22 protein-coding genes, 1 tRNA gene and 1 riboswitch are annotated in these 23,900 nt (G+C 63.2%); of the genes, 17 read left to right on the top strand and 6 right to left on the bottom strand.

Annotated features, from left to right (window positions below):
- Positions 1–59 precede the first annotated feature (59 nt).
- The 5 genes from M2267_RS21810 to M2267_RS21790 all read left to right on the top strand — a co-directional run bounded on the left by M2267_RS21810 (position 60) and on the right by M2267_RS21790 (position 5,113).
- Positions 60–899, top strand: coding sequence for an AAA family ATPase (locus tag M2267_RS21810; RefSeq protein ID WP_043620012.1), 840 nt, complete (start codon positions 60–62; stop codon positions 897–899).
- Complete coding sequence (locus M2267_RS21805) at positions 896–1,339, top strand: NUDIX hydrolase (RefSeq protein ID WP_429117069.1); 444 nt, start codon at positions 896–898, stop codon at positions 1,337–1,339. Before M2267_RS21810 ends, M2267_RS21805 begins: the two co-directional genes overlap by 4 nt.
- A 239-nt stretch (positions 1,340–1,578) precedes the next feature.
- Positions 1,579–1,656: riboswitch (SAM riboswitch) on the top strand.
- A 61-nt stretch (positions 1,657–1,717) separates the two neighbouring features.
- On the top strand, positions 1,718–2,644 hold the full coding sequence (metA, locus tag M2267_RS21800) for a homoserine O-acetyltransferase MetA (RefSeq protein WP_043626110.1): 927 nt from the start codon (positions 1,718–1,720) through the stop codon (positions 2,642–2,644).
- Positions 2,645–2,650: 6 nt separating this feature from the next.
- Positions 2,651–3,835: a vWA domain-containing protein gene (locus tag M2267_RS21795; RefSeq protein ID WP_429117067.1), complete on the top strand. Its 1,185-nt coding sequence runs from the start codon at positions 2,651–2,653 to the stop codon at positions 3,833–3,835.
- 261 nt (positions 3,836–4,096) lie between these two features.
- Positions 4,097–5,113: an aldose epimerase family protein gene (locus M2267_RS21790; RefSeq protein ID WP_429117303.1), complete on the top strand. Its 1,017-nt coding sequence runs from the start codon at positions 4,097–4,099 to the stop codon at positions 5,111–5,113.
- Between the two features lie 206 nt (positions 5,114–5,319).
- Here M2267_RS21790 and M2267_RS21785 read toward each other — a convergent pair.
- A tRNA-Gly gene (locus M2267_RS21785) sits at positions 5,320–5,394 on the bottom strand.
- Positions 5,395–5,645: 251 nt separating this feature from the next.
- Between M2267_RS21785 and M2267_RS21780 the strand changes: the two genes are divergently transcribed.
- The 4 genes from M2267_RS21780 to M2267_RS21765 all read left to right on the top strand — a co-directional run bounded on the left by M2267_RS21780 (position 5,646) and on the right by M2267_RS21765 (position 8,261).
- Positions 5,646–6,155 carry a prolyl-tRNA synthetase associated domain-containing protein gene (locus M2267_RS21780; RefSeq protein ID WP_082006222.1) on the top strand — a complete coding sequence of 170 codons (510 nt, stop codon included), beginning with the start codon at positions 5,646–5,648 and terminating at the stop codon, positions 6,153–6,155.
- A 58-nt stretch (positions 6,156–6,213) separates the two neighbouring features.
- Positions 6,214–7,188 (top strand): thioredoxin, encoded by a 975-nt coding sequence (gene trxA / locus M2267_RS21775; protein WP_429117064.1) that lies wholly within the window; start codon positions 6,214–6,216, stop codon positions 7,186–7,188.
- A gap of 193 nt (positions 7,189–7,381) precedes the next feature.
- A complete protein-coding gene (locus M2267_RS21770) occupies positions 7,382–8,062 on the top strand; it encodes an LON peptidase substrate-binding domain-containing protein (protein WP_043626121.1) in 681 nt (226 codons plus the stop codon).
- A 10-nt stretch (positions 8,063–8,072) separates the two neighbouring features.
- Positions 8,073–8,261 (top strand): Trm112 family protein, encoded by a 189-nt coding sequence (locus M2267_RS21765; RefSeq protein ID WP_034802755.1) that lies wholly within the window; start codon positions 8,073–8,075, stop codon positions 8,259–8,261.
- A gap of 242 nt (positions 8,262–8,503) precedes the next feature.
- Here the strand turns inward: M2267_RS21765 and M2267_RS21760 are convergent, their stop codons facing one another.
- Positions 8,504–9,718, bottom strand: a complete 1,215-nt coding sequence (locus M2267_RS21760) for a ubiquinone biosynthesis hydroxylase (protein ID WP_429117061.1) — start codon at positions 9,716–9,718, stop codon at positions 8,504–8,506.
- A gap of 84 nt (positions 9,719–9,802) precedes the next feature.
- Between M2267_RS21760 and tesB the strand changes: the two genes are divergently transcribed.
- The 7 genes from tesB to M2267_RS21725 all read left to right on the top strand — a co-directional run bounded on the left by tesB (position 9,803) and on the right by M2267_RS21725 (position 19,818).
- Positions 9,803–10,687 (top strand): acyl-CoA thioesterase II, encoded by an 885-nt coding sequence (gene tesB, locus M2267_RS21755; protein ID WP_043624878.1) that lies wholly within the window; start codon positions 9,803–9,805, stop codon positions 10,685–10,687.
- Between the two features lie 235 nt (positions 10,688–10,922).
- Positions 10,923–11,261, top strand: a complete 339-nt coding sequence (locus tag M2267_RS21750) for a P-II family nitrogen regulator (protein WP_034802765.1) — start codon at positions 10,923–10,925, stop codon at positions 11,259–11,261.
- Positions 11,262–11,288: 27 nt separating this feature from the next.
- Positions 11,289–12,644 carry an ammonium transporter gene (locus M2267_RS21745; RefSeq protein ID WP_043624874.1) on the top strand — a complete coding sequence of 452 codons (1,356 nt, stop codon included), beginning with the start codon at positions 11,289–11,291 and terminating at the stop codon, positions 12,642–12,644.
- A gap of 235 nt (positions 12,645–12,879) precedes the next feature.
- Positions 12,880–15,537 carry a DNA translocase FtsK 4TM domain-containing protein gene (locus M2267_RS21740; protein WP_429117056.1) on the top strand — a complete coding sequence of 886 codons (2,658 nt, stop codon included), beginning with the start codon at positions 12,880–12,882 and terminating at the stop codon, positions 15,535–15,537.
- Between the two features lie 206 nt (positions 15,538–15,743).
- Positions 15,744–16,406, top strand: a complete 663-nt coding sequence (locus M2267_RS21735) for an outer membrane lipoprotein carrier protein LolA (protein WP_043625657.1) — start codon at positions 15,744–15,746, stop codon at positions 16,404–16,406.
- A gap of 187 nt (positions 16,407–16,593) precedes the next feature.
- Positions 16,594–17,400 carry an exodeoxyribonuclease III gene (locus M2267_RS21730; protein ID WP_043625649.1) on the top strand — a complete coding sequence of 269 codons (807 nt, stop codon included), beginning with the start codon at positions 16,594–16,596 and terminating at the stop codon, positions 17,398–17,400.
- A gap of 234 nt (positions 17,401–17,634) precedes the next feature.
- Positions 17,635–19,818 (top strand): TonB-dependent siderophore receptor, encoded by a 2,184-nt coding sequence (locus tag M2267_RS21725; RefSeq protein WP_429117052.1) that lies wholly within the window; start codon positions 17,635–17,637, stop codon positions 19,816–19,818.
- Between the two features lie 19 nt (positions 19,819–19,837).
- Here the strand turns inward: M2267_RS21725 and M2267_RS21720 are convergent, their stop codons facing one another.
- Together M2267_RS21720 and M2267_RS21715 are read right to left on the bottom strand one after the other, a co-directional pair.
- On the bottom strand, positions 19,838–20,293 hold the full coding sequence (locus M2267_RS21720) for a cyclic nucleotide-binding domain-containing protein (RefSeq protein WP_043625643.1): 456 nt from the start codon (positions 20,291–20,293) through the stop codon (positions 19,838–19,840).
- A 119-nt stretch (positions 20,294–20,412) separates the two neighbouring features.
- Positions 20,413–21,096 carry a response regulator transcription factor gene (locus tag M2267_RS21715; protein WP_034802783.1) on the bottom strand — a complete coding sequence of 228 codons (684 nt, stop codon included), beginning with the start codon at positions 21,094–21,096 and terminating at the stop codon, positions 20,413–20,415.
- 143 nt (positions 21,097–21,239) lie between these two features.
- On the opposite strand from M2267_RS21715, the gene M2267_RS21710 reads away from it, so the two are divergent.
- Entirely contained in the window at positions 21,240–21,788 is a 549-nt protein-coding gene (locus tag M2267_RS21710; RefSeq protein WP_429117049.1) for a L,D-transpeptidase family protein, read from the top strand.
- An 18-nt stretch (positions 21,789–21,806) separates the two neighbouring features.
- Here M2267_RS21710 and M2267_RS21705 read toward each other — a convergent pair whose 3' ends face one another.
- Together M2267_RS21705 and leuC are read right to left on the bottom strand one after the other, a co-directional pair.
- Complete coding sequence (locus tag M2267_RS21705; protein WP_429117045.1) at positions 21,807–22,343, bottom strand: SixA phosphatase family protein; 537 nt, start codon at positions 22,341–22,343, stop codon at positions 21,807–21,809.
- 129 nt (positions 22,344–22,472) lie between these two features.
- Positions 22,473–23,882, bottom strand: a complete 1,410-nt coding sequence (gene leuC, locus M2267_RS21700; protein ID WP_043625634.1) for a 3-isopropylmalate dehydratase large subunit — start codon at positions 23,880–23,882, stop codon at positions 22,473–22,475.
- Between the last annotated feature and the right edge of the window lie 18 nt (positions 23,883–23,900).

The raw sequence follows: 23,900 nt of genomic DNA, 5'->3' as shown, positions 1-23,900 counted from the left end.
GTCCATAGGGCATGACTTCGCATGACTTCGCCTGACTTACGCTGAACCGGAAGACGCCCATGCAATTTCAAGGCACCGCCGACTATATCGCCGACAAGGACCTGATGATCGCCGTCAACGCCGCGATCCGACTGGAGCGGCCGCTGCTTGTCAAGGGCGAGCCCGGCACCGGCAAGACCGAACTTGCCCGCCAGATCGCCGCCGCCCTTGGCCTCGAACTGATCGAATGGAGCGTCAAGTCGACGACGAAGGCGCAGCAGGGCCTCTATGAATACGACGCCGTGTCGCGGCTTCGCGACAGCCAGCTCGGCGACGAGCGCGTCAACGAGGTCCGGAACTATATCCGCAAAGGCAAGCTCTGGCAGGCCTTCGAGGCCGATCGCCGCGTGGTGCTTCTGATCGACGAGATCGACAAGGCCGACATCGAGTTTCCGAACGACCTCTTGCAGGAACTCGACCGCATGGAATTCCATGTCTACGAGACCGGCGAGATGATCGGCGCCCGCCACCGCCCGATCGTCATCATCACCTCCAACAACGAGAAGGAACTGCCGGACGCGTTTCTGCGCCGCTGCTTCTTCCACTATATCCGCTTCCCCGATGCAGACACGCTCGCCCGCATCGTCGAGGTGCATTATCCCGGCATCCGCAAGACGCTGCTCTCGGCCGCCCTTGCCGCCTTCTACGACATCCGCCAGGTGCCGGGGTTGAAGAAGAAGCCGTCCACGTCCGAAGCGCTCGACTGGATCCGTCTGCTCGTCGCCGACGAGGTCGATCCGGCGGATCTGAGAGCCGACGCCAAGACCATGCTGCCGAAGCTGCACGGCGCACTTCTGAAGAACGAGCAGGACGTACACCTCTTCGAGCGCCTCGCCTTCATGGCCCGCCGCGATCAATGATGCCGGATGCCCACAAGGTCCTGATCTACGCCACCTGGCAGGACAGGCTGCTGGTCTTCGACGAGCCGGACTTTCCCGAGATCGAGTTGCAGGTGGCCGGCGGTACGATGGAGCCGGGCGAGAGCCCGAAGACATCGGCTCAGCGAGAATTCATCGAGGAAACCGGGCTGACGCCACCGGAAGCGCTCACCCATCTCGTCACGCAGGACTACCACTACCCGAAGGACGGCAGGACAATCTGTCATCGGCGGCATTATTTTCACGTCGCCTTTGCCGGCGAGCAGCGGCAGACCTGGATCCATCGGGAAATGACGCCGTTTGGTGGCGGTGACCCGATCCGCTTTCGTTTCTTCTGGCTGGGTATCGATGAGGCGAGGAACCGGCTCGGCTATGGGATGCGGGACGCACTACACCTGCTGCAAAGTAGCCCCTCACCCTAACCCTCTCCCCGCAGGCGGGGAGAGGGGACGCGGACGACGGCTGGCTCCAAGCCGAGACGTGCGGATAGCGAACCCGGCTACCAAGCCAAACGACCGGCTGAGCTTGACTTGTGGAACGATCGGGTGCGGCAAGGCCCCTTCTCCCCGCCAGCGGGGAGAAGGTCACGGCAGCGGGATGAGGGGCCGTCTCCGCCCCGCCCGAATCGTTTTTCTTGACCCCCGCGGCCCACTCGCGCTATCAAATTCTTCGTGGTGATTTGGCCGGCCGGCTTGCAGCCACGTTAAACAAGTCGCTAAAGGGCCGAGGAAAGTTGGATTTCCGAGGACCGGTCGCGATCAATCGCCGCCGGTTTTTTTGTATTGATCGAGTGGAAGCCCATGCCCATCAAGATTCCCGATACGCTGCCCGCCTTCGAAACCCTCGTGCATGAGGGCGTGCGGGTGATGACCGAGACCGTGGCGATCCGTCAGGATATCCGCCCGCTCCAGATCGGGCTCCTGAACCTCATGCCGAACAAGATCAAGACGGAGATCCAGATGGCGCGCCTGATCGGCGCCTCGCCGCTGCAGGTGGAATTGTCACTGGTGCGCATCGGCGCTCACCGGGCCAAGAACACCTCGGAAGATCACCTGCTCTCCTTCTACGAGACCTGGGAAGAAGTGCAGGGCCGCAAGTTCGACGGCTTTATCATCACCGGCGCGCCGGTCGAGACGCTCGAATACGAGGACGTCACCTATTGGGACGAGCTGAAGCGCATCCTCGACTGGACCGAGACCAACGTGCATTCGACGCTCAACGTCTGCTGGGGCGCGATGGCGGCGATCTATCACTTCCACGACGTGCCGAAGTATGCGCTGAAGGAAAAGGCCTTCGGCGTCTACCGCCACCAGAACCTCAATCGCTCCTCCGTCTACCTCAACGGCTTCTCCGACGATTTCGCGGTCCCGGTCTCGCGCTGGACCGAGGTCCGCCGCGCCGACATCGACAAGGTGCCGAGCCTCGAAATCCTGATGGAATCAAAGGAGATGGGCGTCTGCCTCGTGCACGAGAAAAAGGGCAACCGGCTCTACATGTTCAACCACGTGGAGTATGATTCGACCTCGCTGTCGGATGAATACTTCCGCGACGTGGATGCGGGCGTGCCGATCAAGATGCCGCACGACTACTTCCCGCACAACGATTCGACCCTGCCGCCGCAGAACCGCTGGCGCAGTCATGCGCATCTCTTCTTCGGCAACTGGATCAACGAGATGTACCAGACGACGCCGTATGATGTCGCGGAGATCGGCGCCGGGAAAAGCTGAGGTCAGATGTTCATTCCCTTCTTCCTCGAACTCAAGGCGGCGAAGATCCCGGTCACGCTCCGGGAATTCCTGTCCTTGATCGAGGGGATGGAGGCGGGCATCGCCACCTTCGACGTCGAGGCCTTCTACTATCTGGCGCGCACGGCGCTGGTGAAGGACGAGCGCCATATCGACCGCTTCGACCGCGTGTTCCAGCATTGCTTTTCCGGTCTTGAAGCGGTCAATCCGATGGAGGTGGGCGAAGAGGCCGTCATCCCTGGGGACTGGCTGCGCAAGCTCGCGGAAAAGCACCTGAGCGAGGAAGAAAAGCGCCTGATCGAGGCGCTCGGCGGCTTCGACAAGCTGATGGAGACCCTGCGCCAACGGCTACGCGAACAGCAAGGCCGTCACCAAGGCGGCTCGAAATGGATCGGCACCGCCGGCACCTCCCCCTTCGGGGCCTATGGCTACAATCCCGAAGGTGTGCGGATCGGCCAGGACCAGTCGCGCCACCGCCGCGCCGTCAAGGTTTGGGACCGGCGCGAGTTCAAGGATTACGACGACACGGTCGAACTCGGCACGCGCAACATCAAGGTGGCGCTGAAGCGCCTGAGGCGCTGGGTGCGCCAGGGTGCTGCCGACGAGCTTGATCTCGGTGGCACGATCCGCGCTACCGCAGAACACGGCTATCTCGACGTGGTGACAAGGCCCGAGCGTCGCAATGCTGTGAAGCTCCTGATGTTCTTCGACATCGGCGGCTCGATGGACGATCATATTCGTATCGTCGAGGAACTGTTTTCAGCGGCTCGTAGCGAGTTCCGCCACATGGAGCATTTCTACTTCCACAATTGCGTCTACGAGGGCCTGTGGAAGGACAATCGCCGCCGGCGCGTCGACATCACCCGGACGACAGAAGTGCTACGCACCTATGGCGGCGACTACCGCGCGATCTTCGTCGGCGACGCCTCGATGAGCCCCTATGAGATCAGCCACCCCGGCGGCTCGGTCGAGCACTGGAACGACGAGGCTGGCGCCCTCTGGCTCTCGCGTCTGACGGCGCATTTTCCGCGCTCGATCTGGATCAACCCCGTGCCCGAACAGCACTGGGGCTACACCCAGTCGATCGGCATGGTGAAGAGCCTGCTCGAGGGGCGGATGTTTCCTTTGACGCTCGCCGGCCTCCAGGAGGCCACCAAGCATCTGTCGCGCTGACATGACTGCGAGAGGTCGCTGTAGCACCTTGAATAGCTGGATGTTTTTGCTCTCAGGCCGGAGACGGCCCCAGCCGCATTTAGTATGATTTTCCGGTTGCCGTGCCTTTGGAAATGACGCAGTTTGCTGCGATCGCATCGCTGCATGTTTCTCTGGATCCCAACCGAGCCAAGGGCAAAACATGTAGCAATTCAAAAGTGTACGGCGACCTTTGCGCATCTGGGGAGACGCGCGGCGCTGTAGAGGGAGCAAGCGGTGAACATGCATCAGAACACGGAAATCTTCGGCCATCTGCCATCCGGCGAGCCGGTCCATCGTGTGGTGCTGTCCGGCGGCGGCCTCACCGCCCATGTGCTCACCTGGGGCTCGGTCATTCAGGATCTGCGCCTCGAGGGCCACGAGCCGCCGCTGGTGCTCGGCTTCAACGATCTCGAAAGCTACCTTGCCCATTCGCCCTATCTCGGCGCCACGCCCGGCCGTTGCGCCAATCGCATCGGCAACGGCCGCTTCACGCTCGATGGCGAGGCCTACCAGCTCGAATTGAACGAGAAGGGCGTCACGCATCTGCACGGTGGCAGCGACAATATCGGCAAGCGCAACTGGACGATCGTTCGGCACACGCCCGACAGCGTCACGCTCGCCATTACCGACCCGGATGGCCGCGCCGGCTATCCCGGCAATTGCAAGGTCACCTGCACCTACCAGCTGAAGCCTGGCGGCGTCCTGAGCGTCGTCTACGAGAGCGAAACCGACCGAGCGACGCTCGCCAATGTCTGCCAGCACAGCTATTTCAATCTCGACGGCAGCGCTGACGCCCTCGGCCACGACATCATGATCGCCGCCGACCACTATCTGCCGACCACCGAACGCCAGGTGCCGACGGGTGAGATCCTTGCCGTCGAAGGCACCGCCTTCGATCTCAGGGAGATGACGCGGCTCAGCCGCCAGACCGAAGGCGAGCGCGTCGCCTACGATCATAATTTCTGCCTTTCGAACGAACGCATGGCGAAACATTCGGTGGCGCTTGCCCGCAGCATTGATTCGGGCGTCACCATGGAAGTGCTGACGACCGAGCCCGGCGTGCAGCTCTATACCGGCGCAAAGCTGAACATCCCCGTCCCCGGCCTCGAAGGCCGCCGCTACGGCGCCTTTGCCGGCTTCTGCCTGGAAACCCAGATCTGGCCGGACGCGATCAACCATCCCGGCTTCCCGAACGCGGTGCTGCGCCCCGGCGAGATCCGCCGGCAGGAAACGGACTACGTGTTCATGAAGAGTTGAGCGCGCTCGCGCGCACGTGCTGACAATCTGCAATGAATGAAAGGCGGGGAAGCGGACGAAAGGACTGCCTCCCCAAATACCGGCGTTGTGTTCGGCAGAGCGCCCGTATTCGCACGGCACAGTGTCCGGTCGCGAAGCGCTGGGCGCCTGACGGAAAACGCCGTTCATTTCGAAAACAACTGTGAAATGAAATGGTTGGGAGAAATTGGAGCGGGTGAGGCGATTCGAACGCCCGACCCCAACCTTGGCAAGGTTGTGCTCTACCCCTGAGCTACACCCGCTCATCATCCAAGGTCCGGGGGTAGTCGGTGGACCGTGGCGTCGGCGCTGTCTTGCGGCGACGGGCGGTATATGGCCTAAGCGATTTTGGAATGCAACAGGGAAATGACGAGAAATCGAATATTTTTTGAGAGACCCTTCACAAAGCCCGGAAATGCCGCGTTTTCGGCTGGCCCCGCCGCCTGTGAGATTGCGTCCTGACAGGCTTCTCCCCTAAAGCTGAGACGAAACGAGTGCCCAAGGAATGAGAATCATGCGTGAATCACAGCCGAAAACCGCCGAAGACCTCTTCAATTTTCTCGATGGACTTGGAATCGAGCATAAGACGAAGACCCACGCGCCGGTTTTCACCGTGGCCGAATCGGTCGCGCTTCGCGACGAGATGCCCGGCGGCCACACGAAAAACCTCTTCGTGAAGGACAAGAAGGACAACTATTTCCTGCTCACCGTCGAGGAGCACGCGACGGTGGACCTGAAGACCGTGCACCAGGTGATCGGCGCGGCCAGCAAGGTGTCCTTCGGCAAGCCGGAGAAGCTGATGGAATATCTCGGCGTCATTCCAGGTGCGGTGACCGCCTTCGGCGCGATCAACGACACCGGGGGCAACGTCAAGGTCATCCTCGACGAGGCGCTGATGACGTTCGATATCGTCAACTGCCATCCGCTTTCCAACGACGCCACGACCGCGATCGCTTCGAAGGATCTTCTGCGCTTCATGGAAGCGACCGGACACGAACCGCTTGTCTTGAAAGTCACGGCCTGACATACGATCTTTGGCGCGAATGCAGTAAGCTGGCGGACGAGCCGGCGAGGAGAGAAGAATGACGGGCAGCGACAATCCCTATGCAGGGTCTTTCGGCACTCAGATGACGGCCTCGGCCTCCTTCGGCCAGCCGGCGCCGGCGGCCGCGTCGGGCGGCGACCTGATCAAGGAAACCACCACTGCCAACTTCACCAAGGACGTGCTCGAAGCCTCCAGGCAGCAGCCGGTTCTCGTCGATTTCTGGGCGCCCTGGTGCGGTCCCTGCAAGCAGCTGACCCCCGTCATCGAAAAGGTGGTCACGGAAGCCGCAGGCCGCGTCAAGCTCGTCAAGATGAACATCGACGATCATCCTTCGATCGCCGGCCAGCTCGGCATCCAGTCGATCCCGGCCGTCATCGCCTTCGTCGGCGGCCGCCCGGTCGACGGCTTCATGGGCGCGGTACCGGAAAGCCAGATCAAGCAGTTCATCGAAAAGATCGCCGGCCCCGCCGTTGACGACAGCAAGGCCGAGATCGAAGCGGTTCTCGTCGATGCCAAGGCGCTGATCGATGCGGGCGATGCCGAGAACGCCGCCGGCCTCTATGGCGCCGTGCTGCAGGCCGATCCCGAAAACGTCGTTGCGATTGCCGGCATGGTCGATTGCATGATCGCGCTCGGCCAGCTCGCCGAGGCCCGCGAGGCGCTGTCCAGCCTGCCGGAAGACCTTGCCAAGGACGCCGGCATTGCCGCCCTCGGCAAGAAGCTCGACCAGATCGAGGAAGCCCGCAAGCTCGGCGATCCGAACGAATTCGAACGGCGCCTCGCCGCAAACCCCGATGATCACGAGGCGCGCGTGCTGCTCGCCAAGATCCGCAACGTCGAGGGCGACCGGATGGCTGCGGCCGACCATCTGCTCACGATCATGAAGCGCGACCGGGCTTACGACGACGACGGCGCGCGGCGCGAGCTGCTTTCCTTCTTCGAGGTCTGGGGCCCGAAGGATCCGGCAACCATCGCTGCCCGGCGCAAGCTTTCGTCGATCCTGTTCTCCTGAGCCGACGGACATGTTTTTTTGAAAGGGGCGCGTCGGCGCCCCTTTTCGTAAGCGGATCCGATCACGATCCATCTTCACCTGTGAAGATCGACAGGCTCGTCCCTTGAGATTTTCAAGCAGCGCACCATCTTTTGATCTGGTTGACCGCGCTTCCTTGGCGGGGCAAAGCGAATACCGGCAGGGTCTATCGGAAATGCACGTCGGAAATGCACGTTATCTCGGTCCGAAGGACTTGCCGGAGATCATTCCGGTGTTTCCGCTGACCGGTGCATTGCTGCTTCCCGGCGCCCAGCTTCCCCTCAACATCTTCGAGCCGCGCTACCTCGCCATGCTCGATGACGCCCTTTCCGGCAACCGCCTGATCGGCATCGTGCAACCGTCCTTCTGTGAAGGTCGCAACGACACCGCCACCGGCCCGATGCAGGCGCTCTGCGAGGTCGGCTGCATCGGCCGCATCACCTCCTTTGCCGAGACCGGCGACGGCCGCTACATCACCTCGCTCACCGGCGTGTGCCGCTACCGGTTGTTTTCGGAAGTCGGCGCCACCCGCGGCTACCGCCGCTTCCGCATCGGCCCCTTTGCCGCCGATCTCGAAAACCGCGACGACGAGACCCTCGTCGACCGTGCGGCGCTGCTGGCCGCCTTCAAGGCCTATCTCGAAGCCAACAAACTGAAGGCCGACTGGGAAAGCGTCGAGCGGGCGAGCAACCGTACGCTGGTCAATTCCATGGCGATGATGTCGCCCTATGGCCCGGCAGAGAAACAGGCGCTGCTCGAAGCGCCCGATCTCAAGACCCGTGCCGAAACCCTGATCGCCATCACCGAGATCGTGCTCGCGCGCGACTTCGGCGATATGGACAGCATTTTGCAGTGAGCGACGGACAATGGATATCAATGCCAGCAAGGTCGACCCGAAACTGCTCGAACTGCTCGTCTGCCCGCTGACCAAGGGACGCCTCAGCTATCACGCCGAAGCCAATGAACTGATCTCGGAAAAGGCGCGCCTCGCCTATCCGATCCGCGACGGCGTGCCGATCATGCTGATCTCCGAGGCGCGCAAGATCGAGGATTGAGGCCGGCAGCGATTTCAATCGGCGCATGGCCCCTCATCCGCCTGCCGGCACCTTCTCCCCGCAGGCGGGGAGAAGGACATGTGCGGCTCTGCTCGCACGTCAGCAGCCAAGGTTGTTTTATCCGCTTGTTCCGCGATGGCCTACACCAAGCGATGGTGTGTCAGTAGCTCTCGTCCCCTCGCCCCGCCTGCGGGGAGAGGGTTAGGGTGAGGGGCGAATTTCTTGCGGGACGTAGTGGACCCTCAGATCGGTTGCCCCGACAGCAGCCGCGGATCGGTCTCGCCGGCGATGCCGGCCGCCTGGCGGATGAAGAAACTCTTCAGCGACGGCATGCGGTCGACGAGGCCGAGGCCGAAATCGCGGGCGATCCTGACCGGAGTGATGTCGTTGGAAAACAGTCGGTTGAGCACGTCCGTCGTCACACCCATGCGGAACGTGTCGAAGCGCCGCCAGCTCTGGTAGCGCTCAAGCACCGCGAGCGAGCCGATGTCGAGCCCGAGACGATCCGCCTCGACGATGGTCTCGGCCAACGCGGCCACGTCCTTGAAGCCGAGATTGAGCCCCTGCCCCGAGATCGGGTGGATGCCATGGGCCGCGTCGCCGGCAAGCGCGAAGCGCGGCTTGACGAAATCACGGGCAAGCGTCAGCCCGAGCGGGAATGCCCGCCTGCCGCCGACCACCTTCAGGTGGCCGAGCTTGTGGCCGAACCGGCGCTCCAGTTCTTCCTCAAACAGGAAATCGTCGCCCTTGACCAGGCGTTCGGCGTCCTCGGTGCGCTCGGTCCAGACGAGCGACGAACGGTTGTTCTTGAGCGGCAGGGTGGCAAACGGCCCTGCCGGCAGGAAATGCTCCTCCGCCGTGCCCTCGTGCGGCCGCTCATGCTCGACCGTGGTGACGATGCCGGATTGGCCATAATCGAACTCGACGGTCTTGATGCCTGCGGCATCGCGCAGCTTCGAGCGCACGCCGTCGCAGGCGACCAGAAGACGGGCCTGCAACTCTTCACCACCGGCAAGCGTCACGGCCACCGCATGGTCGCCGCTCTTGAAGCTCTCGACCATGGTCGACTGGCGATTGACGACGCCGAGCGCCTCGCAGGCGCGGCGCAGCGCGCCGACCATCGCCGTGTTCGGCACCATATGGGCGAAGGGACGTCCCTCGCCACCGTCGCCGTCGAAGGTCAGGAACACGGGGCGCACCGGATCGGCCGCCTTCGAATCGGTGATCACCATGCGGCGGATCGGCTCGGCCTCCGGCGCGATCTCATCCCAGACGCCGAGCACGTCGAGCATGCGCTCGGCCGCGGACGCAACGGCGGAAGCGCGCTGGTCCTTTTTCCAGGCATCTTCCGGCGCGCCGTCGATCACCATCACGTCGAGATGCGGCGCCGCCTTCTTCAAGGACACCGCAAGCGAAAGGCCGACATAGCCGCCACCGGCAATCAAGACATCGAGCATCGGCTTTCTCCGTCGCACTTGAGCATCGTTTTATGTCTATATAGATCAATGCCATCGACGTTCCTACCATCGGAGAAAGCCGAAATGTCGCGCCCCACCGAGACCGCCACCCCCATGGATGCGCTGCTGGCCATTCTCGATCTCGAAAAACTCGAGGAAAATCTGTTCCGGGGCTTGAGCCCACAGGTCGGCTGGCAGCGGGTCTTCGGCGGCCAGGTGATCGGCCAGGCGCTGGTCGCCGCCCAGCGCACCGTGGATGCGGACCGCTTCGTCCACTCGCTGCACGCCTATTTCATGCGGCCAGGCGATCCGTCGGTGCCGATCATCTACGAGGTCGATCGCATCCGCGACGGTACGAGCTTCGCCACGCGCCGGGTCGTCGCCATCCAGCATGGCAAGGCGATCTTCTCGATGTCCGCCTCCTTCCAGTACGACGAGGACGGTTTCGACCACCAGATCGACATGCCTGATCTCGCCATGCCCGAGACGCTGCCGGGCGAGCAGGAGCTGAAGGAAAAGTTCCTCGTGCATGCGCCCGAAGCGATCCGGCGCTACTGGGAACGGCCACGGCCGATCGAGATCCGCCCGGCTTCGTTTCACCACTATTTCACCCGCGACGACGGCAAACCGATCCAGGATGTCTGGGTCAAGGCGGTGGGCACCGTTCCGGACGAGCGCCATATCCAGGCGGCGATCCTTGCCTATCTCTCCGACATGACGTTGCTCGACACCTCGCTTTATGCCCACGGCACTTCGGTCTTCGACCGCAACCTGCAGGTCGCAAGCCTCGACCATGCCATGTGGTTCCACCGCCCCTGCAAGATGGACGACTGGCTGCTCTATACCCAGGACAGTCCGAGTGCACATGGTGCCCGCGGGATGACCAGAGGCAGCCTTTTTACGCGTTCCGGCGTGCTGATCGCCTCCGTCGCCCAGGAAGGGCTGATCCGGAAAAAGGCATCTGAATAGGAAATAAGCAGAAGCTTCATTCTGCCTATTTTTTAATCTTCTAAAGTGCCGATTTTTTGATGCGCCGCAGCATTCGTGCTGCGGCTTTCTTTTTTTCTATTTGTTTTCATCCACTTAAGACAGCCATTCGAATCTGGCACGCCCCTTGAATGTCATGGTTCGGTTGCACGGCGCTTGGGGCGCTCCGCAGCAAGGAGAGACGGCCTCCGCCGGAGGCGAACAAGGATGAAACCAGATGAAAATTGTGATGGCCATTATCAAGCCGTTCAAGCTCGATGAGGTTCGCGAAGCCCTCACTGCTGTCGGCATCCAGGGCCTGACCGTGACCGAAGTCAAAGGCTACGGCCGCCAGAAGGGACATACCGAAATCTACCGCGGCACCGAATATGCCGTGAGCTTCCTGCCGAAACTGAAGGTCGAGATCGCCGTCCCTTCGGAGCTCGTCGACAAGGCCGTTGAAGCGATCGCCGCAGCCGCCAAGACCGGCCAGATCGGCGACGGCAAGATCTTCGTCTACGCCATTGACCATGCCGTGCGCATCCGCACCGGCGAAACCGATTCAGAAGCGTTGTAAATCACGCCGTTCAGGGAGCACTTCTCGATGTCATCCAGCAAACTTACCACCTCTCTTGGACGCCTCGGCGCACTCGGCGCCGCCTTGCTTGCGCCGGCCATCGCCTTCGCACAGGAAGCAGCTCCGGCTGCAGCAGCCGCAGCGCCCGTCCCGGACAAGGCCGATACCGCCTTCATGTTCTTCTCGACGCTTCTCGTCTTCTTCATGCTGATCCCCGGCCTCGCACTCTTCTACGGCGGCCTCGTACGCGCCAAGAACATGCTGTCGGTGCTGATGCAGTGCACCGTGATCGGCGCGGCGATGATGATCGTCTGGGTCGTCTACGGCTACTCCTTCGCCTTCGGCGGCTCGACCAGCCCCTATTTCGGCGGCTTCGCCAAGATGTTCCTTGCCGGCGTCACCGGTGAGAGCACGGCGGCAACCTTCTCGGAAGGCGTCGTCATTCCGGAATACATCTTCATGCTGTTCCAGATGACCTTCGCGGCGCTGACGCCGGCGCTCATCGTCGGCGCGTTTGCCGAGCGCATCAAGTTCTCGGCCGCGGTGCTCTTCTCCATCCTCTGGGCCACCTTCGTCTACTTCCCGATCGCCCACATGGTCTGGGACAGCAACGGCCTGCTCTTCGGCATGGGTGCCCTCGACTTTGCCGGCGGCACCGTCGTTCACATCAATGCCGGCGTTGCGGGCCTGATCGGCGCGATCATGGTCGGCAAGCGCACCGGCTACGGCCGTGACATGATGGCACCGCACTCGATGACGCTGACGCTGGTCGGTGCTGCCATGCTCTGGTTCGGCTGGTTCGGCTTCAACGCCGGCTCCAACCTCGAAGCCTCGGGCGGCGCGGTTCTCGCAACCGTCAACACCTTCCTCGCAACCGCAGCCGCAGTCCTCTCCTGGTCGGTTGTCGAAACCATCACCCGCGGCAAGGCCTCGATGCTGGGTGCAGCCTCAGGCATGATCGCCGGCCTCGTCGCCATCACGCCGGCCGCCGGCATTGCCGGCCCGATGGGCGCGATCGTCATGGGCGTGCTCGTCTCGCCGCTTTGCTACTTCTTCGTCTCGGTCGTGAAAAACAAGTTCCACTATGACGACACCGCAGACGTCTTCGGCGTCCACGGCGTCGGCGGCTTCTTCGGTGCGCTTGCGACCGGCATCTTCGCCTCCTCGTCGCTCGGCGGCATCGGTTATGCCGACGGCGTCACCATGGGTGGCCAGTTCATGACCCAGCTGACCGCGGTTGCCATCACCATCGTCTGGTGCGGCGTCGTCTCGGTCATCCTCTACAAGCTGGTGGACTCGATCGTCGGCCTGCGCGTCTCCGTCGAAGCCGAACGCGAGGGCCTCGACCTCTCGTCGCACGGCGAAGCCGCATACCACAGCTAAGCGGATCGCGGCGCCGGCAGTCCGGCGCCGTCTACAGTCCCGTCGCGATCCGCCCCACGCGGATCGCTCTTGGCCCGGATCGGAAGCTCCGGGCCTTTTTCGTGCCGATCGATCCGGCTGCGACTGCTATTTTAGCGCCAACTACGCATGGTTAATGTCGCATTAACCGTGCACCGCTTAGGTTGATTCCATGGCGCGCAATGCGCCGTGAAGATCGAGACGGGCAGCAGGCAACATGAGCAGAAGCAATCCGGCAGCGCTTGACAGCCGTTCCAACCGGTTCGTGCTAACCACCTTCGTTTGGCGACAGATCGCGTCGCTGGCGGGCTTTGCGCTGTTCGGCGCATTGGCGCTGGCCGTCGCAGCGCTCTCAACGTGGAATGTCGCCGATCCAAGCTTCTCCTACGCCACCTCACAAGCGCCGACCAACGTGCTTGGTTACACCGGTGCTGCCTTTGCCGACATCTTCATGCAGTTCTTCGGGCTGGCCAGCGTCGTCGCCCTCCTGCCGGCCGTCGCCTGGGCCCTGGTGCTGATCGGCGGCAAACGTTTCGACAAGGTCTTCAAGCGCCTCGGTCTCTGGTTCGTCGGTTCCGTGCTTGCCGGCGCAGCACTCAGCTGCGTTCCCGCCCCCATCACCTGGCCGCTGCCCAACGGCCTCGGCGGCGTCTTCGGCGACATGATCCTGCGTTTCCCGGCGCTCTTTACCGGCGCCTTCCCGACCGGCACGCTTGCGACCATTCTTGCCTGTATCTTCGCCGTCCCCGCCGCCTGGTGCCTGGTCTATAGCGCCGGCCTGATCGGTGTCAGCGACGAGGAGGAGGAAGAGGAAATCGCCGAGCCGACGCCGAGCAAGGCGCGCACCGTGCGCGACGAACTGGACGAGGACGACAGCGAAGGCCCCTTCACCCTGCTGATGGGCTCCTTTGCCCATATGCGCTACACCATGCACGCGCGCATGCGCCGCATCTTCGGCATGAGCGGCACCCGCGCCACGCCCAAGCGCCAGTACGACGAGCCCTACGATTTCAACAACGACGAGTTCGGCACGCTGAACGAGCCCGCCCGGCCGAAGCCGATGGCCGCCGGCGACCGCATCGAGCCCTCGCTCGACCGCTCCGAGCGCCGCATCCTCACCCCGCCGCCGATCATGGCCGACGACGAGGATGACGACATGCCCTTCGACATCGACGAGCGCCGCCCCGCCGGCATTCTGCCCGACGACGAAGACTACGATCCGGCTGCCGACTGGGCGCCGAAGGCGGCACCGCCGAAGCAGGGCCTGCCCAAAGGCGGCTCGCGCGTCGTCACGCCGGGTCCTCGCCCGAAGACCGGCCAGCGGATCGAACGCGAAGCCCAGCGCTCCTTCGTCGAAGACAACGACGGCAACTTCACGCTGCCGCCGATGCATTTCCTCGCCGAGCCGAAGAACGTCAGCCGCGACGCCTCGCTCTCGCCCGATGCGCTGGAGCAGAACGCCCGCATGCTCGAAGGCGTGCTCGAAGACTTCGGCGTCAAGGGCGAGATCATCCATGTTCGCCCCGGCCCGGTCGTTACGCTTTACGAACTGGAACCGGCGCCCGGCATTAAGTCCTCCCGCGTCATCGGCCTTGCCGACGATATCGCCCGCTCGATGAGCGCGATCGCGGCCCGCGTCGCCGTCGTCCCCGGCCGCAATGCCATTGGCATCGAACTGCCGAACCAGAGGCGCGAAACCGTCTATCTGCGCGAACTCATCGGCTCGCGCGACTTCGAAACCTCCAAGGCCCGTCTTGCCATGGCGCTCGGCAAGACGATCGGCGGCGAGCCCGTCGTTGCCGATCTCGCCAAGATGCCGCATCTGCTCGTCGCCGGTACCACCGGCTCGGGCAAATCGGTCGCGATCAACACCATGATCCTGTCGCTGCTCTATCGGCTGAGCCCGGATCAGTGCCGCCTGATCATGATCGACCCGAAGATGCTCGAACTCTCCGTCTATGACGGCATCCCGCACCTGCTTTCGCCTGTCGTGACCGACCCCAAGAAGGCGGTCGTCGCACTGAAGTGGACGGTGCGCGAGATGGAAGAGCGCTACAAGAAGATGTCGAAGATCGGCGTGCGCAACATCGACGGCTTCAACAGCCGCGTCGAGCAGGCGCTTGCCAAGGGCGAACAGATCACCCGCACGGTGCAGACAGGCTTCGACCGCCAGACCGGCGAAGCCATGTACGAGACGGAAGAATTCGATCTGGCGCCGATGCCCTACATCGTCGTCATCATCGACGAAATGGCCGACCTGATGATGGTCGCCGGCAAGGACATCGAAGGCGCCGTGCAGCGACTCGCGCAGATGGCTCGCGCCGCCGGCATCCACGTCATCATGGCGACCCAGCGCCCCTCGGTCGACGTCATCACCGGCACGATCAAGGCGAACTTCCCGACGCGCATCTCGTTCCAGGTGACCTCGAAGATCGACAGCCGCACGATCCTCGGCGAACAGGGTGCCGAACAGCTGCTCGGCATGGGCGACATGCTCTACATGGCCGGTGGCGGCCGCATCCAGCGCGTCCACGGCCCCTTCGTCTCCGACACCGAGGTCGAAGAGGTTGTCGCCTATCTGAAGACGCAAGGCGTGCCGCAATATCTCGATGCCATCACCGAGGATGACGACGAGGATGGCGAGGGCGGCGGCCCCGCCGGCACCTCCAATCTCGCCGATTCCGACGATCCCTACGACCAGGCGGTCGCCGTCGTTCTGCGCGACGGCAAGGCCTCCACGTCCTACGTGCAGCGTCGCCTCGGAATCGGTTACAATCGTGCCGCATCGCTGATCGAGCGCATGGAGCAGGAAGGCATCATCGGCCCGGCGAACCACGCCGGCAAGCGCGAGATCCTCGTTCCGACCGAAGAGTAAACCAGCCGACGGCAAGGCGATTCCAGCAGATTCGCGTCAAGCGAAGGCATTGAAAGAAAAGACGCCCGGCGGACGCGGGCAGAGGCCCCACACAAACGGCCAAACCGGTAACAGTCATGTGAGAGCGCGAGCGAAAAAGCTCGAAAATGGCGCCTTGAAGGCGCCGCACTTGCGCTCCAGATGATTCGTAAATGAAGGAGACCGAGATGACAGAGACTAAGACTGGCGAGCGCAACCACCCGGTGATGTCGCGCCGCCTCTTCGTGTGCGGGCTTGCAGCACTTGGCGGCATCGGCGGCACCGGTCTCAATCTCGGCCAGGCCTTCGCGCAGGCCCCGAGCGCAGCCCAGAAGATCGCCGACCATTTTTCCTCGGTGAAGACCATGGCTGGCGAATTCGTGCAGTTCGGCCCGCGCGGCGAGCAAACCGGCGGCAAGTTCTATATCCGCCGTCCCGGCCGCATCCGCTTCAACTATGAGGCCCCCTCGCCGATGCGCGTCATCGCCGACGGCAAGTCCGTCGTCATCGGCAACATGAAGCTGAAGACCTGGGACATCTATCCGCTGTCGAAGACACCGCTGAACCTGCTGCTGAGCGAAAGGATCGACCTGACCGGCAAGATGGTGCGTGGCGTCAAGGAAGAGTCCGATCTCATCACCATCGTGCTCGGCGACCGCTCGATCTTCGGCGATTCGACCATCACCATGATGTTCGACCCGAAGACCTACGACCTGCGCCAGTGGACAATCACCGACGCGCAGAAGAAGGACACCTCGGTGATGATCTTCAACGTCCAGACCGGCATGGCGCTGGACGACAAGGTCTTCCAGATCCCCTATGACGAGGTCCGCAACAAGAAGGGCGGCTGAGCAACCTCAATCGCTGGATTTGTCGAGATGAGGCCGCCCTCCAGTGGTGCGGCCTTTTTTCATGCCTTGCCTCCCCTCCATTCCTTGTCCCGGCGCGCCGGACCTGCTTAAAGCTCGGGTCAAACATCCATCCCGAGCCGGCCTTCCCTTCACAAGCGTCCGGCCCCAGCCGATCAGGGAATGACGCATGGCCCTTTCCGTCGCCACTTGGAACATCAACTCCGTTCGCCTGCGCATGCCGCTGGTCGAGCATCTCTTGAAGACCTGGCAGCCCGATATCCTCTGCCTGCAGGAAACCAAGTGCCCGAACGACCAGTTTCCCTCCAAACCTTTGAAGGCGCTCGGCTACAATCATATCGAGATGCACGGCCAGAAGGGCTATCACGGCGTGGCGACGATCTCGCGCCTGCCGCTGCATGAGCTTAGCGACCGGCGCGACTATTGCGGCGTCGGCGACGCCCGCCACCTCTCGGTCGTCTTCGAGGCCGGCGGCAAGAAGATCCGGCTGCATAATTTCTACGTGCCGGCCGGCGGCGACGAGCCGGACCGCAGCATCAACCCGAAATTCGGCCACAAGCTCGATTTCGTCGAGGAGATGAAGCTGCTGCACGCGGAAGCCGAAGCCGGCATTTCCTCGATCCTCGTCGGTGACCTCAATATCGCGCCGCTGGAACACGACGTCTGGTCGCACAAGCAGCTCCTGAAGATCGTCAGCCATACGCCGATCGAGACCGAAGGCCTGACCACGGTCATGAACGGCGGCGGCTGGGTCGACCTGATGCGCCAGCACGCGCCATCCCCAACCAAGCTCTACACCTGGTGGAGCTACCGGGCGAAGGACTGGGAAGCTGCCGACCGTGGCCGCCGGCTCGACCATATCTGGTCGTCCGCCGACCTCGCACCGGCGCTCAAGAACGTCGATATCCTGCGCGAAGCCCGCGGCTGGGAGCGCCCCTCCGACCACGTGCCCGTCATCGCGCACTTCGACATCTAGGACATCATTTTCCGGGCGGCGGCACGCGCCTCCGGCGGCCACCGCTCCATCAAGAAAAACATGACTAAAAGAATCATATTTTTCTTGATGCGCATTTCCAAACGGACTATCCCTCTTGTCGGGCGGCGGGGACACCGCCTCCGGCAGCCACTTGGCTGCCATTTTCACTGATATTCGGGTGCTTTGCTCTGGCTTTTGCCGGAAGGTTTTCGTGCGCCCGCAAGAGGGCCAGACATGTCGAAGACCTTGCCGATCACCTTCCTGCGCGCCTCGCGCCGCACGCTCTCCGCAACCACAGTTCTGACCGTAGGCGTCGTCGCCGTGATCCTTTCGCCGACAGCGACCCATGCGCAATCGGCCGAAAGCCAGAAGACCACCCGGCTGGAAAAGATCGAAGCGACGGCCGGCAAGGCGGCTGCGACGATCGCCGAGGACAACGACACGATCGTGCCGACACGCAACGTCTCGGCGCTGAAGACCGACACGCCGCTGATCGAAACGCCCCGCTCCGTCTCGGTCGTCACGCGCAAGGAGCTTGAAGAGCGCGGCGTGCAGGACATGATCCAGGCAACGCGCTATGCCGCCGGCGTCACCACCGGCGCTTTCGGCTTCGATCCGCGCTTCGACCAGATCTATATCCGCGGTTTCGAGACGACGACGACCGGCGATTTCCGTGACGGCCTGCGCCAGCCCTACATGAATTACGGCACCTTCCCGACGGAGGTCTACGGCCTCGAGCGGATCGAGATCCTGAAAGGTCCGGTCTCGGTCATGTATGGTGCTGCCGGCGTCGGTGGTATCGTCAACCGCATCTCGAAGATGCCTGAAGAGGAGACCCACCGCGAGGTCGAGCTGCAATACGGCACGATCGGCCGCGCCCAGGCCGCCTTCGATGTCGGTGGGCCGGTAACGGCCGAGGGCGACGTCCTCTACCGCATCGTCGGGCTTCTGCGAAACGGCGAGACCAATTACGATGTTGCCGACGACCGTTACCTGCTGCAGCCCTCCTTCACCTGGAAGCCGGACGAAGGCACGTCGCTGACCGTCTACGGCCTCGGGCAGAAGGGCGAAAGCGACGCCAGCCCGCGCGTGCTCGAGCATGACGGCCGGTTGCTGCGCTACAGTGACCCGGACTACGACTACCAGAAGGTCGGCCAGGTCCAGATGGGTTACAAGTTCGAGCACGAATTCGACAACGGCCTGACCTTTCGCCAGCACGGCCGCGTCAGCGATCTGGATTTGAAGGCCCGTTACCTACAATTCGGGACAGAGGTGGCGCCCGGCGTGTTCGACCGTTCGCCCGTCGCCATCAAGGACGACCAGCGCGCCTACCAGATCGACAACCAGCTCGAAGCCGCCTTCGACACCGGTGCGGTCTCGCACACACTGCTGACCGGCCTCGATTACACCTGGATCACCTCCGACTTCGGCCTCGGCTTCGGCGCCGTCGATCCGGCCTATCGCTTCGATCTCAACAACCCGACCTTCGGCGTCGGCGGTCCGACGCCAGCCCTGACCAGCTTCAGCGGGCGGGATCTGCGTCAGACCGGCATCTATGTCCAGGATCAGCTGGAATTCGGCAACTGGCGCGCCGTCGGCGGTCTTCGCTACGACTGGATCGACCAGACCAGCACCGACAAGAACACCGGCGCTGTCGATCGCAAGGACGATGGCGAACTCACCGGACAGGCGGGCCTGCTCTACCTCTTCGACAACGGCATTGCGCCCTATGCCAGCTACAGCACCTCCTTCGTGCCGCGTACCGAGCTTTCAGCCGACGGCCGCGTGCTCGATCCGACGACCGGCGAGCAGGTCGAACTGGGCGTGAAGTACCAGCCGGAAGGCGAGGCCTATTCGCTGAGCGCGGCCTATTACCGGATCGTCGAAAGCGGCGCGCCGCAATATGTGTCCGACCCGTCCCTTCCCGTCGGCTACTACTACAAGTCGGCCGGCGAGGTGACGACCAACGGTTTCGAGGTGGAAGGGCGCCGGGAGTTCGACAACGGCCTGAGCTTCATCGCCGCCTATAACTATAACGACGCCGAAATCACCGGAAACGTCGATCCGTCGCTGATCGGCAACCTGCCGTCGACGAAGCCGCGCCATGTCGCATCGCTGTGGGTGAACTATCTCCTGCCCGAAGACACGCAGCTTGCGGGCCTGAGCCTCGGCGGCGGCGTGCGGCTGGCGTCAAGCTCCTACACATCCGATGCCAACACCGCCAAGAACGGTGGCGCCGTCTATTTCGACGCCTCGATCGCCTATGACTTCGGCGTCAACAACCCCGAACTCGACGGATTGTCGCTCGCCGTCAGCGCCACCAATCTCGGCGACCGCCGCGAAGAGGTCTGCACCGATGGCTATTGCTATTTCGGCCAGGGCCGCACGGTGCTCGGTTCGCTGAAGTATCGGTGGTAACGGGAAACCGGAGCGCGGTTCAGGCAAAACGGCCGGCGAGCGCGCCGGCCCGGCGGATCATCGCCTGCAGGTTTTCGCGGATGCGCGCTTCGACGAGCTCGGCCACTTCGGGATATTCCTCCAGCATGCGGCGGAAGAGCGGCCGATTGATGCGAATGACTTCGCTGTCTTCCTCGGCCGTCGCCGTGAACTTGCGCTCGACCATCGAGATCAGCGCCAGCTCCGACAGAAGCGCCCCGCGGCTGACCGTCGACACCGCCGTCTCGGCACCGTCGACACCGACCTTCGACAGGGACAGGCTGCCGCTGGCGATCGCATAGGCGCAATCGGCCGGCGCGCCCTCTCGAAACAGCTCCTGTCCCTTGAAGATGCGGCGTCGTTCCGCGCCGAAGGCGATCAGCCTCAGCTTGTCCTCGCTGATATCGGCAAACAGCGGCACGTTGGACAGAAGCACGATATCGTCGTTGAGCGCCAAGCGGCTAACCTCCCACAGTCACGTTGGTGCCGGCCTAGACCGGATCGCGCACGCAACCCATGCAAACAGCAGTCTACGGAGAACGCGCGAGAAGCGGTTTTCCACCCTGCGCACCCCGGCTACGGAACGATCTTGTAGCCGCCGTTCTCTGTCACCAAAATCTCGGCATTGGAAGGGTCCCGCTCGATTTTCTGGCGCAGACGATAGACGTGGGTTTCGAGCGTGTGGGTGGTCACGCCGGAATTGTAGCCCCAGACTTCTTCCAAGAGCACGTCGCGCGTCACTACCTTCTGGTCGGCGCGGTAGAGATAGCGGATGATCGCCGCTTCCTTCTCGGTCAGCCGGATCTTCTGGCCGTTTTCGAGCGTCAGCAGCTTCTGGCTGGGCTTGAACGTATAGGGCCCGACGCTGAAGGTCGCGTCCTCGCTCTGCTCGTGCTGGCGCAGCTGCGCGCGGATGCGGGCGAGCAGCACGGCGAAACGGAATGGCTTCGTCACATAATCGTTGGCGCCGGCCTCAAGCCCGAGGATCGTATCGGAATCGGTATCGTGGCCGGTCAGCATGATGATCGGCGCCTTGAAGCCGCCCTTGCGCAGCAGCTTCACCGCTTCGCGGCCGTCCATATCCGGCAGGCCGACATCCATGATCAACAGATCCACCTGCTGCGCCCGCGCCGTCTGGATGCCCTTGCCGGCAGTCGCTTCCTGGATGAGGTCGAATTCCTCGTAGAGCGACAGCTGCTCGACCAGGGTCTCGCGCAGGTCATTGTCGTCATCGACAAGAAGAATGGTACGGGTCGCCATGGGACAATTCCTGTTTGCTTCCGTTTTCAAACTAGCTCAAATGCCTGTGTTGGCAAGCGAACCAGCGTTGCCACGTCTTTATATCCGTAACCGTGCTTATGGTGCCCCCCAAATCACGGGCAAAGCAAAAATCCGTGAGAATGATGCGCAAGAAAACGTCGGGAAGAAGACCAGCCAAATCTGTCATCACCGTGCGCGCCGCACCGCGCGATCGCAAGCGGGCGCTCGTTTCGTTCGACGGCCGCGTCGAGCACGCCGCCATCGGGCGAAGCGGCATCACCAGCCTGAAGCGTGAGGGCGACGGCGCCACGCCACGCGCCGCGATGAAGCTGATCGGCGGCTATGTCAGGCGCGACCGGCTCCTCCTGCCGCCGACGCCGCTGCCGACCCGGGCGACGCGCACGGGCATGCTGTGGTGCGACGCGGCGCGCCACGCGCTCTACAATCGCCCGGTCAAGGCGCCCTTCACGCCGAGCCATGAGGAACTGATGCGAGACGACGGGCTCTACGACATCTGCCTGGTGATGGACTGGAACCTTCTCGCGCGCCGGCGAAATGCCGGTTCGGCGATCTTCTTTCACCTGATCCGGCCGGGCTACGAGCCGACGCAGGGCTGCGTCGCCGTCAGCCTGCCGGCGATGCGCCGGCTGATCCCGCATATGCGCCGCGGCACCGTCGTGAAGGTAATCTGACCTCGACGTCCGGTCGGCTCAATCGAGCGAACGCGGCGTCACGAAGCGCGCGAGCGTGGCGCCGCCGGACAAAAGTTCGCGCCAACCCGCCGCTTCGAATTCAAGGACGGCAAGGGCGGCCGTCGGAAACTTGTCCGCCATGCGCATGCGCAGATCCGCATCGCCGGAGCCGACGAGCTCGTGCGCCAGGTCCTCCATGCCGGGATTGTGGCCGACGATCAGCAGCGTCCTGATGGCCGGGTCGGTTGCACGAAGGACACTGAGGATCTGGGCGGCGTCCACCTCGTAGATCGCCCGGGTGTTTTCGACCGAGATGCCGGGCGGGAGGGCGGCAGATACCAGCTTCCAGGTCTCCTGCGCCCGTTTCGCCGTCGAGACGAGGGCGAGATCCGGCACGAGCGCATGCCGCGCCATGTAGCCCCCCATCAGTGGCGCCGCCTTGCGGCCGCGCTCGCCGAGCGGCCGGTTGATGTCGGCGACGCCATCCGGCCAAGCGGACTTGGCGTGGCGCAACAGCAGCAGACGGTAGCGCTGAACAGGCAGATCGTCGCTCATCCCATCCTTCTCCCAAGATGCCTCCGCCAGATAGCTTAGCGCATTTCCGGCGCACGGGTGGGAAGAGCGCCAAATAAAAAAGGCCGCCCCGAAGGGCGGCCATCAACGCCGGACAAGCTCAAGTCCGGCTTATTTCCATTCGCGGATATCGACGAAATGACCGGCGACCGCAGCCGCTGCCGCCATGGCCGGCGAGACCAGATGCGTGCGACCCTTGAAGCCCTGACGGCCTTCGAAGTTGCGGTTCGAGGTGGAGGCGCAGCGCTCGCCCGGCTTCAGCCGGTCGTCGTTCATCGCCAGGCACATGGAGCAGCCCGGCTCACGCCAGTCGAAACCGGCTTCCTTGAATATCTTGTCGAGACCTTCGGCCTCGGCCTGTTCCTTCACGAGGCCGGAGCCCGGAACGATCATCGCCGAAACGGTCGAGGCGACCTTGCGGCCTTCGACGACCTCGGCCACGGCCCGGAGATCCTCGATGCGGCCGTTGGTGCACGAGCCGATGAAGACGCGATCGACGGCAATGTCGGTGATCTTCGTGCCCGGCTTCAGGCCCATGTAGTCGAGCGCGCGCCACTTGGAGGCCCGCTTGTTCTCTTCCTGGATCTCGTCCGGATTGGGAACGATGCCCTGAACCGAGATGACGTCTTCCGGCGACGAGCCCCAGGAGACGATCGGCGGCAGGTTGGCGGCATCGAGCACGACGACGCGATCGTAGTGCGCGCCCTCGTCCGTGTGCAGCGTCTTCCAGTAGTCGAGCGCCATGTCCCAGGCCTTGCCCTTCGGAGCGCGCGGCTTGTCCTTGATGTAGTCGAACGTCGTTTCGTCAGGCGCGATCAGGCCGGCGCGGGCGCCACCTTCGATCGTCATGTTGCAGATGGTCATGCGGCCTTCCATCGACAGCGAGCGGATGGCTTCGCCGGCAAATTCGATGACGTGGCCGGTGCCGCCGGCAGTGCCGATCTCGCCGATGATGGCAAGAATGATGTCCTTGGCGGTAACGCCCGGCGGCAGCTGGCCGTCGACGCGCACCAGCATGTTCTTCGCCTTCTTCTGGATCAGCGTCTGGGTGGCGAGCACGTGCTCGACTTCCGACGTGCCGATGCCGTGGGCCAGCGAACCGAAGGCGCCGTGCGTCGAGGTGTGGCTGTCGCCGCAGACGATCGTCATGCCCGGCAGGGTGAAGCCCTGCTCCGGGCCGACGATGTGCACGATGCCCTGGCGCTTGTCGTTTTCTGAGTAGTACTCGACGCCGAAGTCGGCAGCGTTCCTGGCGAGCGCCTCGACCTGGATGCGGCTTTCCTCGTTCTTGATGCCGAGGTGGCGGTCGGCCGAGGTCGGAACGTTATGGTCGACGACAGCGAGCGTCTTTTCCGGCGCGCGGACCTGGCGGCCGGCCATGCGCAGACCTTCGAAGGCCTGCGGACTCGTCACTTCGTGAACGAGGTGACGGTCGATGTAGAGAAGACAGGTGCCGTCGTCCTGTTCGTTGACCAGGTGATCGTCCCAGATCTTGTCATAGAGGGTACGCGGTGCGCTCATGGCGGTATATCCATCGAG

This window comes from Ensifer sp. KUDG1 (assembly GCF_050434285.1).
GTDB lineage: Bacteria > Pseudomonadota > Alphaproteobacteria > Rhizobiales > Rhizobiaceae > Ensifer.
The sequence above is the reverse complement of the archived record's forward strand: the minus strand, read 5'-3'. Positions and strand labels throughout refer to the sequence as shown.

Bases quoted from the DNA above. Each gene is read 5' to 3' on its own strand.
- M2267_RS21715 (WP_034802783.1), bottom strand. From the start codon at position 21,096: ATGGCGACCCGTACCATTCTTCTTGTCGATGACGACAATGACCTGCGC.
- M2267_RS21740 (WP_429117056.1), top strand. From the start codon at position 12,880: ATGAGCAGAAGCAATCCGGCAGCGCTTGACAGCCGTTCCAACCGGTTC.
- M2267_RS21725 (WP_429117052.1), top strand. From the start codon at position 17,635: ATGTCGAAGACCTTGCCGATCACCTTCCTGCGCGCCTCGCGCCGCACG.
- leuC (WP_043625634.1), bottom strand. From the start codon at position 23,882: ATGAGCGCACCGCGTACCCTCTATGACAAGATCTGGGACGATCACCTG.
- M2267_RS21705 (WP_429117045.1), bottom strand. From the start codon at position 22,343: ATGAGCGACGATCTGCCTGTTCAGCGCTACCGTCTGCTGCTGTTGCGC.
- M2267_RS21770 (WP_043626121.1), top strand. From the start codon at position 7,382: ATGCACGTCGGAAATGCACGTTATCTCGGTCCGAAGGACTTGCCGGAG.
- M2267_RS21745 (WP_043624874.1), top strand. From the start codon at position 11,289: ATGTCATCCAGCAAACTTACCACCTCTCTTGGACGCCTCGGCGCACTC.
- M2267_RS21735 (WP_043625657.1), top strand. From the start codon at position 15,744: ATGACAGAGACTAAGACTGGCGAGCGCAACCACCCGGTGATGTCGCGC.
- tesB (WP_043624878.1), top strand. From the start codon at position 9,803: ATGTCGCGCCCCACCGAGACCGCCACCCCCATGGATGCGCTGCTGGCC.
- M2267_RS21765 (WP_034802755.1), top strand. From the start codon at position 8,073: ATGGATATCAATGCCAGCAAGGTCGACCCGAAACTGCTCGAACTGCTC.
- M2267_RS21810 (WP_043620012.1), top strand. From the start codon at position 60: ATGCAATTTCAAGGCACCGCCGACTATATCGCCGACAAGGACCTGATG.
- trxA (WP_429117064.1), top strand. From the start codon at position 6,214: ATGACGGGCAGCGACAATCCCTATGCAGGGTCTTTCGGCACTCAGATG.
- M2267_RS21710 (WP_429117049.1), top strand. From the start codon at position 21,240: ATGCGCAAGAAAACGTCGGGAAGAAGACCAGCCAAATCTGTCATCACC.
- M2267_RS21780 (WP_082006222.1), top strand. From the start codon at position 5,646: ATGCGTGAATCACAGCCGAAAACCGCCGAAGACCTCTTCAATTTTCTC.
- metA (WP_043626110.1), top strand. From the start codon at position 1,718: ATGCCCATCAAGATTCCCGATACGCTGCCCGCCTTCGAAACCCTCGTG.
- M2267_RS21795 (WP_429117067.1), top strand. From the start codon at position 2,651: ATGTTCATTCCCTTCTTCCTCGAACTCAAGGCGGCGAAGATCCCGGTC.
- M2267_RS21805 (WP_429117069.1), top strand. From the start codon at position 896: ATGATGCCGGATGCCCACAAGGTCCTGATCTACGCCACCTGGCAGGAC.
- M2267_RS21790 (WP_429117303.1), top strand. From the start codon at position 4,097: ATGCATCAGAACACGGAAATCTTCGGCCATCTGCCATCCGGCGAGCCG.
- M2267_RS21730 (WP_043625649.1), top strand. From the start codon at position 16,594: ATGGCCCTTTCCGTCGCCACTTGGAACATCAACTCCGTTCGCCTGCGC.
- M2267_RS21750 (WP_034802765.1), top strand. From the start codon at position 10,923: ATGAAAATTGTGATGGCCATTATCAAGCCGTTCAAGCTCGATGAGGTT.
- M2267_RS21760 (WP_429117061.1), bottom strand. From the start codon at position 9,718: ATGCTCGATGTCTTGATTGCCGGTGGCGGCTATGTCGGCCTTTCGCTT.